Genomic DNA, 13,041 nt, shown 5'->3' with positions numbered 1-13,041 from the left:
GTGCCTAATGATGGTGCCTGACACCATCCGTGGACAATAATGGTTTATAAAAAGTAAGAGATTACAGCGGCGAAGCCTTCTTTGAAGGTACGAATTGGGTTCGGTTTGTTAAGGACAGCTAATGTCAGCGGCACAGAGTCCGCAATATCCTTTTTTAAAATCTCCATCAAACGTTGAATAAAGGCCGGGTCATATATATAACAATTAATTTCCTTGTTTAAATACATACTTCTTTTATCAAAATTAGCTGTGCCGATATCGCAGATTTTGTCATCAATCACGAGTGTCTTTGCATGGTAAAACCCCTTTTTATATTGAAAAACATCAGCACCTGCTCGAATCAATTTACGTAAATAGCGGAACGAGCCCTCTTGGACCAGTGGATGGTCTGCTGCATAGGGGACAATCACCGAAAGATGAACTCCGCGCTCTAAGGCAGCTAGTAACGCCGCTAAGATTTTTTGACAGGGGATAAAATAGGGCGAACCAATAATGATGGAGTTGTCAGCTTGGTGAATAAGCGTAAGATAATTCTGTTCTAACTGGTGAGCCTCTGTCGGAACAAATCGGTGCCGGACCTGACCATCAGTTAGGACTGGGAAATAGGACGGATAATCCATGATATCCTCGCCGGCGTATTCACGCCAATCGATCAAAAACTCCGTTTGCAAAAAATTAACGCTCCGGCCGGTAATTTTCATATGGTAATCGCGCCAAATCCCTAAGGATGGCTCCTCGTCGATATATTCCTTGCCGACATTAAAACCACCGAGGTAGCCAATTTCCCCGTCAATAATTGTGATTTTTCGGTGATTCCTGACCTGAGAAGAATAAAACAGAAAGGGAAGCTTAATATGATTGCTAAAAGCAAAGCGAACACCCGCCTCCCGGAGCGACTGAATCACCGCTTTCTTCACCTTCCAGCTGCCGAGCCGGTCGATGAGCAGCCTAACTTCCACCCCTGCACGGGCCTTTTCTTTTAAAATAGATAAAAATTCCTGACTGATCGCATCGTCTTTGACAATATAAAAGAGCACATGAATATGCTTGTCCGCATTCCGCAGTTCATGAAAATAGTCGGCAAACAATTTTTTTCCGTGCGTAAAAATATCAATGTCACCATGAATAATGGCCGTTTCCCTTCTACTGACAATGGAAAGATGCTTCTTTCTACCTAAATGAAAATCCAAAACGAGCCATATAATGATGAGAATAAGGAGTACGCTCAACATGAGTGCCACTTTCATATGGGTTCTTTCCTCCAATCAGTTTCATTAGTTTTTCCGAAAGCACCTTTTTCTATAAGTTAATGCAACTTTACAAAAATTCATTTGACTGAACGCTCATTCATAATATAATAGAGTTAAGTATAGATTCTGAAAATTAATTATTTTCAAAGTTGTATCAGTGGATAACAAAGAAAGGGGCATAACTATGAATGGATTACTTTGGGTTAACTTGATTGCGTTTCTTATTGTAACCGCTTACGCAATCAGCTTGTTCGTGTATGTGGTCAAGACCCGGATCGAATTTATTAAGCTCGGGAAAAAGGTTGAGTTCGATGACAATGTCAAAGAGCGGCTCCGCAAAATTTGGGTCAATGTGTTCGGCCAAAAGAAATTGCTCAAGGATAAAAAAAGCGGGATCATGCACGTCATGTTCTTCTATGGCTTTATCCTCGTCCAATTTGGCGCCATTGATTTTATTATCAAAGGAATTAAACCCGGAGCACACCTTCCGCTTGGACCGCTTTATGCAGGGTTTACATTTTTCCAAGAGCTTGTCACATTAATGATCTTAGTAGCAGTCATCTGGGCCTTTTACCGCCGGTATGTCGAAAAATTAGTCCGCTTAAAGCGCAACTTTAAATCAGGTCTGGTTCTTATTTTCATTGGCGGCTTAATGCTCTCTGTGTTACTAGGCAATGGGATGAGTCTCATCTGGCATGGGGAAGAGACGTCATGGACCGAGCCGATCGCATCGTTGATTTCCGTTATTTTTTCAGGGATTGGTGAAACTGCCTCCATTGTAATCTTCTACATTGCCTGGTGGGCGCACTTATTATTCTTGTTAACCTTCTTAGTGTACGTACCGCAATCCAAGCATGCCCACTTAATTGCGGGACCTGCGAATGTGTATTTTAACCGTTTAGATAAACCAGGAAAACTGAAAAAGGTTGATTTTGAAGATGAAACCCAGGAATCGTTTGGGGTTGGAAAATTAGAAGATTTCACGCAGCACCAAATGATCGATTTTTATGCCTGCGTGGAATGCGGCCGCTGCACGAATATGTGTCCGGCTACGGGGACAGGGAAAATGCTGTCACCAATGGACTTAATCGTTAAACTGCGTGATCACTTAACCAATCATGGTGCCGTTGTTACCTCGAAACAGCCGTGGGTGCCAACCTTTGCCTTTGGGAACACGACGGGGAATCAGCTTGCCCTTGCGTCAGCAGGTCAAGGTGCACAAGAATCTGCGGCCGCTGCAGTCTACAATCCTAGCTTGATTGGTGACGTAATCACCGAGGAAGAAATCTGGGCTTGTACGACCTGCCGAAATTGTGAGGATCAATGCCCAGTCATGAACGAGCATGTAGATAAAATTATCGATCTACGCCGTTATTTAGTGTTAACAGAAGGAAAATTGGACGCCGATGCACAGCGTGCGATGACCAATATCGAACGCCAAGGCAATCCGTGGGGCTTGAACAGAAAAGAACGTGAAACATGGCGTGAAGCCCGCGAGGATGTTCATGTACCAACCGTGAAGGAAATGAACAAAGCAGGCGAGGAATTTGAATACCTCTTCTGGGTAGGGGCAATGGGCTCTTACGATAACCGCAGCCAAAAGATTGCCTTATCGTTTGCGAAACTGCTCAATGAAGCTGGAATCAAATTTGCCATCCTCGGAAATAAAGAGAAGAACTCTGGCGATACACCGCGCCGTCTCGGCAATGAATTCTTGTTCCAAGAGCTGGCAGCGAAAAATATTGAGGAGTTTGAAAAAGCGGAAGTCAAGAAAATCGTCACGATTGATCCGCATGCTTATAATATTTTCAAAAATGAATATCCTGACTTCGGCTTAACAGATGTCGAGGTGTTCCATCATACTGAGGTCCTTTATGAGCTGGTTCGTGATGGGAAGCTCGTACCGAAACATTCGGTAAATGAGACGATTACTTTCCATGATTCCTGTTATTTAGGGCGCTACAATGATGTCTATGATGCCCCGCGCGAGATTCTAAAATCGATTCCAGGTGTGAAACTCCTTGAAATGGAGCGGAACCGCGAGAAAGCGATGTGTTGTGGTGCAGGCGGCGGCTTGATGTGGATGGAAGAAGAAACCGGACACCGCATTAACGTGGCACGAACCGAACAGGCACTTGCTGTTAATCCGTCGGTCATCAGCTCTGGCTGTCCGTACTGCTTAACAATGCTCTCGGATGGAACGAAGGCCAAAGAGGTCGAAGAAAAGGTATCGACATACGATGTAGCGGAACTGCTTGAAAAGGCCGTTTGTGGAGAAGTCGCTTAGGTTTTGATGAAGTGTAGAAATTGATTTGTTTATTTAATTCGTAAAATTTTTAAAATTACGTATAAAATATTTCAACTTCTACGCTTTTTTATGTAAAATATATATATAAATAAAACGCTTACATTACCATTTAAAAAAGCAGAGGGCTGCGTTTCTTTTTTGGCTTGTGTCCGAGCGAGCGTTCAGTCACCGGATCTATTTTTTTATGAAAGTTAATCTGAATATTATGAATAGGGAGTGTGTGTAAGATGGGTAGAACGGTTATTTTAAGCGGGGTTAGAACACCTTTTGGAAAATTAGGAGGAGGTTTGAGCAGCTTTACTGCATCACAGTTAGGGGGAATCGCGGTAAAAGAGGCATTAGTTCGTGCGGGCGTGAAGCCAGAAGAGGTCGAGGAAGTCATTCTTGGAACGGTCTTACAAGGGGGACAGGGACAGATTCCATCGCGCCAGGCGGCACGTCTCGCAGGATTGCCATGGGAAGTGAAAACAGAAACGGTTAATAAAGTATGTGCGTCCGGGATGCGCAGTGTCACATTAGCCGATCAAATCATCCGTGCTGGCGATGAGGAAGTGATTGTGGCCGGCGGGATGGAATCGATGAGCAACGCCCCATATGTACTTCCAAAAGCACGCTGGGGCTTCCGCATGGGAGACGCACAAGTGAAGGATTTAATGATTCATGACGGTTTAACCTGCAGTTTTACTGGTGTTCACATGGGGACTTACGGAAATGAAGCGGCCAAAGATATGGAAATCAGCCGTGAGGCACAGGATGAGTGGGCACTTAGAAGTCATTTGCGCGCGCTTGCGGCGATTGAGAGTGGGAAGTTAGCGGAAGAAATCGTCGTGGTAGAGGTTCCACAGCGCAAAGGAGCTCCGGTCGTGGTTGCGACAGATGAAGCACCACGAAAAGATACGTCGCTAGAGCGTCTGGCTAAATTAGCACCGGTATTTAATTCAACGGGAACGATTACTGCTGGAAATGCACCAGGTGTCAATGACGGTGCGGCAGCCCTCGTGTTAATGAGTGAAGAGCGAGCGGTTCGCGAAGGCCGTGTTGCCGAAGCAGTGATTGTTGGTCATGCAGCGGTTGCAGTGGAAGCAAAGGATTTTCCGAAAACACCGGGAATTGTGATTAATGAGCTGTTACGAAAAACAGGCAAAACGGTAGACGAAGTCGATTTATTTGAAATTAATGAAGCCTTTGCGGCGGTGGCTTTAGTCAGCGGGAAAATTGCCAATTTGGATCCAGAAAAGGTCAATGTCAATGGCGGTGCGGTCGCATATGGTCACCCGATTGGGGCGAGCGGAGCACGGATTATTCTTACATTAATGCATGAATTAAAGCGCCGCGGCGGCGGAATTGGAATTGCCGCGATCTGCAGCGGCGGCGGTCAGGGCGATGCGGTGATGATTGAGGTTCCGCGCGGATAATAGTTTTTAAGATTAGTAGATACCAAATATAAAAAATTCTAGGTCGGATTCACTTCCGGCCTTCTTGGAGGGGAAAGAATGAAGATTTCAAAACTAATGGTCATTGGTGCAGGACAAATGGGCTCCGGGATTGCCCAAGTTTGTGCACAGGCAGGGTACAAGGTTGTACTTAATGATTTAAAACCGGAGTTTGTGGAACGCGGCCTAGCCGGAATCAATAAAATACTTACACGCAACGTTGATAAAGGGCGCCTCACTGAAGAGCAAAAACAAGAAATTCTCAGCAACATTACCGTGTCTACTGACCTGAACGATGCCCGTGACGTCGACCTCGTCATCGAAGCTGCCGTTGAAAACATGGATATTAAAACCAGCATCTTTGCCCAACTTGATGAAATTACCCCAGCACACGCGATACTCGCGAGCAATACCTCATCCTTACCTATCACTGAAATTGCTGCAGCTACCAAGCGTCCGGAAAAAGTGATTGGTATGCACTTCATGAACCCGGTTCCAGTCATGAAGCTCGTTGAAATCATTCGCGGTCTTGCAACATCCGATGAAGTCTACCAAGTGATTGAAGATATGACAAAAACCTTGAGCAAGGTACCGGTTGAAGTGAACGACTTCCCAGGGTTTGTTTCCAATCGCATTTTGATGCCAATGATCAACGAAGCGATTTATACACTTTATGAGGGTGTGGCCACGAAGGAAGCCATTGATGAAGTGATGAAACTCGGCATGAACCATCCGATGGGGCCGTTAACCTTGGCTGATTTTATCGGCTTGGATACGTGTCTCTATATTATGGAAACGCTTCACCAAGGCTTTGGTGATGACAAATACCGTCCATGTCCGCTCCTGCGCAAATATGTGAAAGCAGGCTGGCTTGGCAAGAAATCAGGGCGCGGTTTTTATACGTACGAATAAACACAGCATTTCTTCGAAAAAGGGGTCGTGATAATGATGAGTACCACGATAGTACATTCTTCCAAAGGGGAGACCAACATGAATCTTACATTCACCGAAGAACAAGAAATGATGCGAAAAATGGTCCGCGACTTTGCTAACAGCGAAATTGTCCCATTTATTGAAAATATGGAGAGAGGGGAATTTCCGCGCGAAATCCTCCGCAAAATGGGAGCCTTAGGCTTAATGGGGATTCCTGTCCCTGAAAAATACGGCGGTGCGGCGATGGACTTCACCTCTTATATTTTAGCAATCCATGAGCTTTCCAAGGTAAGTGCAACCATTGGGGTGATTCTTTCTGTCCATACCTCCGTCTGCACGAACCCGATCCTTTATTTTGGAACCGAACAACAGAAAGAGAAATACGTGCCGAAGCTGGCTTCAGGGGAGTATCTCGGTGCGTTTTGCTTAACGGAACCGAGTTCTGGTTCGGATGCCGCCAGCTTAAAGTCCCGGGCCGTCAAGAAGGGCGACCATTACGTTATCAACGGATCGAAGGTGTTCATTACGAACGGTGGTGAGGCGGATGTCTATATTGTTTTTGCAAAAACAAATCCGGAACTAGGCAGCAAGGGGATTTCCGCATTCATTGTTGAAAAAAATACCCCTGGCTTTATCGTCGGCAAAGACGAGAAGAAAATGGGCTTACATGGCTCGAGAACGGTCCAACTCACGTTCGAAGATATGCATGTTCCGGCTGAAAACCTGCTGGGTGCCGAGGGGGAAGGCTTTAAGATTGCGATGGCCAACCTTGATGTCGGCCGCATTGGGATTGCGACCCAGGCACTTGGGATTGCTGAGGCCGCACTGTCAGCCGCAACCGCCTATGCTGGGGACCGTCACCAATTCGGAAAGCCGATTGCCGCTCAACAAGGGATTGGCTTTAAGTTAGCTGACATGGCGACCAGTGTGGAAGCAGCGAAACTATTGGTCTATCGCGCAGCGTATTTACGGACACACGGCAAAAAATGTACGTTGGAAGCGTCAATGGCGAAATTATTCGCAACTAAAACAGCGGTCGAAGTGACCACTGAAGCGATTCAAGTATTCGGCGGTTACGGCTATACCGAAGATTATCCGGTCGAACGCTATTTCCGTGATGCAAAAATTACTGAAATTTATGAAGGCACGAGCGAGATTCAACGAATTGTGATTAGTAAGCATTTGTAATTATGGCTCTTTATGCGAAATCAGCCTTAAACATACCCACTAGGAGGACTTGAAATGAACTTTAAACTCTCTGAAGAACATGAAATGATTCGGAAAATGGTTCGTGATTTTGCCCGGAATGAAGTGGCCCCATCAGCAGCGGAGCGCGATGAGGAAGAACGCTTTGACCGCGAGATTTTTGAAAAAATGGCGGAGTTGGGTTTAACCGGAATTCCTTGGCCGGAAGAGTACGGCGGCATTGGCAGTGACTATCTTGCTTACTGTATCGCAGTAGAAGAGCTTTCCCGCGTTGACGCATCAACAGGCGTTATGCTCTCAGCCCACACTTCTCTAGCGGGCTGGCCGATTTATAAATTTGGCAGCGAGGAGCAAAAGCAAACCTACCTTCGCCCAATGGCAGAAGGTACGAAAATTGGCGCATACGGCTTAACAGAGCCTGGCAGCGGTTCGGATGCGGGCGGAATGAGAACGACAGCCCGTCTCGAAGGTGATCATTATGTCCTCAATGGATCGAAGATTTTCATTACTAATGGTGGTGTAGCGGACATTTATGTGGTGTTTGCGTTAACCGACCCGTCAAGCAGACAAAAAGGAACAACTGCATTTATTATCGAGAGCGACTTCCCAGGCTTCTCGGTTGGGAAAAAAGAAAAGAAACTCGGGATCCGATCCTCACCGACTACCGAAATTATTTTTGAAGATTGCAAGGTACCGGTTGCTAATCGCCTTGGCGAAGAAGGTGAAGGATTTAAAATTGCAATGATGACCCTTGATGGCGGCCGCAACGGTATTGCCGCTCAAGCTGTGGGGATTGCTCAAGGTGCGCTTGACGCAGCCGCGGACTATGCCAAGGAACGTCATCAATTCGGTAAACCAATCGTCGCAAATCAAGGGATTGCCTTTAAACTCGCAGATATGGCCACAGGTATTGAGGCTTCCCGACTATTAACATACCAAGCCGCATGGCTCGAGTCGCAAGGCCTGCCGTACGGCAAGGAATCGGCGATGTCGAAGTTATTTGCGGGCGATACCGCGATGAAGGTGACAACTGAGGCTGTTCAGGTCTTTGGCGGCTATGGCTATACAAAGGATTATCCAGTTGAACGCTTCATGCGCGATGCGAAAATTACCCAAATCTATGAAGGCACACAAGAAATTCAACGACTTGTGATCTCGCGGATGATCACGAAGTAAGGCGGGTTAGAACATGATAAAAAAACGAGAAGTACTGGCTTCTGTAAAGGATGAACGTCTTGTTCAGAAACGGCGGGACCAAATGATTAAAGGGGCTGTCAGCCTTTTTAAGGAAAAAGGCTTTCACCGGACGACGACGAGGGAAATCGCCAAAGCTGCAGGATTCAGTATTGGGACCCTTTACGAATACATCCGTTCAAAGGAAGATGTCCTGTATCTCGTCTGTGACAGCATTTATGAACATGTGAGCGAGCGCCTCGAGCAGGACCTTGAACAGAAAAAAGGAACCCTAGCAAGTCTGAAGCTAGGGGTCGGGCATTATTTCCGGGTAGTGGATGAAATGCAGGATGAAGTACTAGTCATGTATCAAGAAGCAAAATCGCTGACGAAAGATGCGCTTCCCTATGTGCTGAAAAAAGAAATCGAAATGGCGGCGATGTTTGAGAGCCTGATTGTCCGCTGTGTTGAAAACGGCGAACTGGAGTTGTCGGAAAAACAGATCGAACTAATTTCCCATAACATTATTGTCGAGGGACAAATGTGGGCGTTCCGCCGTTGGGCACTCCAAAAATTATATACACTAGATGAATATATTGAACTGCAAACGGAGCAATTATTTCACGGGATTCATTCGTCAACACAAGCTAGGTCGTAATGTTAAACGGATGGCGATGTTGATTGGAGCGGAGGGCGCGAAGCACCTGGAGCGAAAATCACCATCCAAGTTTAATACAGCCTATAAAAAGGGGGAGAACGATGGGGAATTATCAGCCGAAGCATCATATTCGCTTTGTCACAGCTTCGAGCTTGTTTGACGGGCATGATGCTTCCATCAATATTATGAGGCGGATTCTGCAGGCGAGCGGGGCGGAGGTCATTCATCTTGGCCATAACCGCTCGGTTGAGGAGGTTGTGAACGCGGCCATTCAGGAGGATGTGCAGGGAATTGCAATTTCTTCCTATCAAGGCGGTCATGTTGAGTACTTCAAATATATGTATGATTTGTTGAAAGAGAAGGGTGCGCCGAATATCCGTATTTTTGGCGGCGGCGGCGGGGTGATTATCCCGCGCGAAATCGATGAGCTACATGAGTACGGGATTTCGTGGATTTTCTCCCCTGAGGATGGCCGCAGGTTGGGACTTCAGGGCATGATCGATCGGATGCTCGAGGAGTGTGATTTTGCGACAGTCCCTGTCGATGTAGCGGATCAAATTGAGAAGCTGCCGAGCGGGGATGTGAATGCAGTGGCGAAGCTGATCACGATCGCTGAGCTTCATGTCGATGGAAAGAATGAAGCGGCGGCGACCGCTGAGCGAGTGCTCGATCAAGTGAAGTCACTCGAGAAAGAGATTCCGGTCGTTGGGATCACGGGGACGGGCGGTGCCGGGAAAAGTTCATTGACCGATGAATTGATTCGCCGCTTTATTAATGAACTGCCGGACAAAAAGGTAGCGATTCTGTCGGTTGACCCAACGAAGCAAAAGACGGGCGGTGCCCTGCTTGGGGACCGAATCCGTATGAATGCGATTTTTTCACCGAATGTGTACATGCGCTCGCTCGCGACGCGGCATTCGAAAAGTGAACTTTCACTGGCAATTAAGGATGCGGTTGCCGTTACGAAGGCGGCTGGCTTTGACCTTGTAATCGTCGAGACAAGCGGAATTGGTCAGGGCGATGCGGGAATTACCGAGATTTGCGATGTTTCTTTATATGTGATGACGAGTGAGTTTGGGGCGCCGTCACAGCTTGAGAAGATTGATATGATTGATTTTGCAGACCTGATTGTCATCAATAAGTTTGAGCGTAAGGGCTCGGAGGATGCGAAGCGCCAGGTGCAAAAGCAGTACCAGCGCAGCCATATGCTGTTTGAAAAAGATATCGATGACATGCCAGTATATGGAACAATTGCGAGCCAGTTTAATGATCCAGGTACAAATGGATTGTTTGCGGCGCTGATTGAAAAAATTAATGACAAAATGGGCACAGGCTGGGGAACCTCTTTTACTAAAGATGCCTTAGTTGAAAAGCAAAATGTGATTATCCCAACCGACCGCCGTTATTATTTACGGGAAATTTCCGAAACGGTGCGCGGTTATCACAGGAGAGCGGAAGAACAAGCTGGGATTGCCCGGAAGTTATTCCAGTTAGAAGGGGCAATTGAAGCGGTCAGCGATGCGGCAGTGATTGCGGCGTTAGAAGCGGTTAAGCAAGAGACAGAGACAAAACTGACGCCAGAGTCTAGGAAAATTCTTAATGGCTGGGCAAAAACACGGGAAGCTTATTCCGGCGACAAGTTCGTGACGAGAATCCGTGATAAAGAGATTATTACAGTGTTGAAATCGAAAAGTTTATCAGGGCTCGATATTCCGAAAGTGGTGCTGCCGAAGTATAAGGATTACGGAGAAATCCTTCGCTGGGTTTACCAGGAAAATGTCCCAGGTTCGTTCCCGTATACGGCAGGGGTATTTCCATTCAAGCGCGAAGGCGAGGATCCGAAACGCCAGTTTGCAGGGGAAGGGACGCCGGAACGCACGAACCGCCGCTTCCATTATTTATCGAAGGATGATGATGCGAAACGCTTAAGTACGGCGTTTGACTCGGTAACGCTGTATGGTGAAGACCCGGATCACCGCCCGGATATTTTCGGGAAAGTCGGCGAAAGCGGTGTCAGTGTTTGTACCTTAGATGATATGAAAAAGTTGTATGACGGCTTTGATTTATGTCATCCTTCAACATCAGTATCAATGACGATTAACGGTCCAGCACCGATTATTTTAGCGATGTTTATGAATACAGCGATTGATCAGCAGGTGCAGCGGAAGGAAGCCGAGCTTGGACGGGTGTTAACGGTAGAGGAATTCGCGGAAGTTCGTGCCTATACATTGCGGACGGTACGCGGTACGGTGCAAGCTGATATTTTAAAAGAAGACCAAGGTCAAAATACATGTATCTTCTCAACGGAATTTGCGCTGCGGATGATGGGCGATATTCAGCAATATTTCATTGACCATCAAGTGCGCAACTATTATTCCGTCTCAATTTCGGGCTATCATATTGCCGAAGCAGGAGCTAATCCGATTTCGCAGCTAGCGTTTACTTTGTCCAATGGTTTTACCTATGTTGAATACTATTTGAGCCGCGGCATGAAGATTGATGATTTTGCGCCGAATTTGTCCTTCTTCTTCTCGAATGGCTTGGATCCGGAGTATACCGTGATTGGCCGAGTGGCCCGCCGTATTTGGGCAACGGTGATGCGCGATAAATATGGCGCCAACGAACGGAGCCAAAAATTGAAATACCATGTCCAGACGTCTGGTCGTTCGCTACATGCGCAGGAAATTGACTTTAATGATATTCGGACGACACTGCAGGCGTTAATGGCCCTGCAGGATAACTGTAATTCCCTTCATACGAATGCTTATGATGAGGCAATTACCACGCCAACTGAAGAATCGGTGCGCCGCGCGATGGCGATTCAGATGATTATTACGAAAGAGCATGGCTTGTCCAAAAATGAAAATCCACTCCAAGGTTCGTTTATTGTGGAGGAGTTAACGGATCTAGTTGAAGAAGCGGTGCTCCAAGAGTTTGAATGCTTGAATGACCGCGGCGGTGTGCTTGGATCAATGGAAACCCAGTACCAGCGCGGCAAAATTCAGGATGAATCGATGTATTATGAAATGAAAAAGCATACCGGGGAATTACCGATTATTGGCGTTAATACGTATTTGAACCCAAATCCTCCGTCCGAGGAAGACGTCAATAATATGGAAATAGCACGGGCATCGTACGAAGAGAAAGAACTGCAGATTCAAAATCTGCGTGCTTTCCAGGAAAGCCATGCTACGGTGGCGGGAGAAGCGTTGCAACGATTGAAAGAAGCTGCCGTCAAAAATGGCAACATCTTTGCCGAGTTAATGGAAACCGTCAAAGTCGCCAGCCTCGGCCAAATCACCCGAGCTCTTTACGAAGTCGGCGGGCAGTATCGAAGGAATATGTAAGAAATGCGCAAGTGCCCTGTTCAGCGGCGTATGGCCTCCTCGAAAAAGCTAACGCTTTTTCTTCGTGCGATGTAAATGCTCACGAAGCCTTCCTTGTGGAGCGCTCCAACTGAGATAAAGGAAACACGAAGAGCCGGAGGCGCATTCGTGCTTGACTTATCGTAGGGCGGAGAGCGAAGGACACTAGCCGCTAGAGCACTGGAGCTGGACAATTCTCAAAGTCAAAGTTTATTTCTTATCATATAGGGTGTCAGGCACCATGTGAAGTGATATTCACATGGTGCCTGACACCAATTTTTGTAATAAAACTTCTTTTATGAGATATTATTATTTGCGGTTATCTAATATAATTATTTAGCGTACATACTTCGAGGAATTTGGGCAGGTGGAGCATATGAAGTTCGGTTATATTTTAATCATATTAATTGTGTTTGCCTGGCCATTAAATTATCTCTATCAACGTCAGTTGGGCGCTGTCTCGTTCTTTCTGCTAGCAATCTTCTTTCTAGTGATTTCGCTGAAAGAGATGAAAAAGCAAAAACAGGCAGAGAAAAATGATGGTAAAAAACCTCGTCCATAAAAATTCAGGGTCAAACAACTCACTAGCACTAGCATAAACCGGAAGAATTTGTTTATAATGAAGAATATGCAAAAATTGAGAGACAAGCGGATGGTGCCTTGATTAGGGAAAAAAGCAGTTCATTTTTTCCTAGGCGCTGCAGCTAGACAGTTC

General features: G+C 46.3%; 9 protein-coding genes. 8 read left to right on the top strand and 1 reads right to left on the bottom strand.

Translation table 11 applies throughout. From position 1 onward, the window contains the following. Positions 1-44 precede the first annotated feature (44 nt). On the bottom strand, positions 45-1,247 hold the full coding sequence (gene cls, locus FS608_RS13875; protein WP_144551720.1) for a cardiolipin synthase: 1,203 nt from the start codon (positions 1,245-1,247) through the stop codon (positions 45-47). A gap of 187 nt (positions 1,248-1,434) precedes the next feature. On the opposite strand from cls, the gene FS608_RS13870 reads away from it, so the two are divergent. From FS608_RS13870 to FS608_RS13835, 8 genes are all read left to right on the top strand, one after another. Beyond that, positions 1,435-3,537 carry a 4Fe-4S dicluster domain-containing protein gene (locus FS608_RS13870; protein WP_144551718.1) on the top strand — a complete coding sequence of 701 codons (2,103 nt, stop codon included), beginning with the start codon at positions 1,435-1,437 and terminating at the stop codon, positions 3,535-3,537. Positions 3,538-3,785: 248 nt separating this feature from the next. Continuing rightward, on the top strand, positions 3,786-4,973 hold the full coding sequence (locus tag FS608_RS13865) for an acetyl-CoA C-acetyltransferase (protein ID WP_144551715.1): 1,188 nt from the start codon (positions 3,786-3,788) through the stop codon (positions 4,971-4,973). A gap of 78 nt (positions 4,974-5,051) precedes the next feature. After that, positions 5,052-5,903, top strand: coding sequence for a 3-hydroxybutyryl-CoA dehydrogenase (locus tag FS608_RS13860; protein WP_144551713.1), 852 nt, complete (start codon positions 5,052-5,054; stop codon positions 5,901-5,903). 78 nt (positions 5,904-5,981) lie between these two features. Further along, a complete protein-coding gene (locus tag FS608_RS13855) occupies positions 5,982-7,112 on the top strand; it encodes an acyl-CoA dehydrogenase (protein ID WP_144551710.1) in 1,131 nt (376 codons plus the stop codon). A gap of 54 nt (positions 7,113-7,166) precedes the next feature. Continuing rightward, on the top strand, positions 7,167-8,306 hold the full coding sequence (locus FS608_RS13850; protein WP_144551707.1) for an acyl-CoA dehydrogenase: 1,140 nt from the start codon (positions 7,167-7,169) through the stop codon (positions 8,304-8,306). Positions 8,307-8,322: 16 nt separating this feature from the next. After that, positions 8,323-8,961: a TetR/AcrR family transcriptional regulator gene (locus FS608_RS13845; protein WP_144552151.1), complete on the top strand. Its 639-nt coding sequence runs from the start codon at positions 8,323-8,325 to the stop codon at positions 8,959-8,961. A 101-nt stretch (positions 8,962-9,062) separates the two neighbouring features. After that, on the top strand, positions 9,063-12,308 hold the full coding sequence (icmF, locus tag FS608_RS13840; RefSeq protein ID WP_144551704.1) for a fused isobutyryl-CoA mutase/GTPase IcmF: 3,246 nt from the start codon (positions 9,063-9,065) through the stop codon (positions 12,306-12,308). A gap of 394 nt (positions 12,309-12,702) precedes the next feature. Continuing rightward, positions 12,703-12,888 carry a hypothetical protein gene (locus FS608_RS13835; RefSeq protein ID WP_144551701.1) on the top strand — a complete coding sequence of 62 codons (186 nt, stop codon included), beginning with the start codon at positions 12,703-12,705 and terminating at the stop codon, positions 12,886-12,888. Positions 12,889-13,041 lie beyond the last annotated feature (153 nt).

The organism is Bacillus sp. X1(2014) (genome assembly GCF_007678255.1).
The sequence above is the reverse complement of the archived record's forward strand: the minus strand, read 5'-3'. Positions and strand labels throughout refer to the sequence as shown.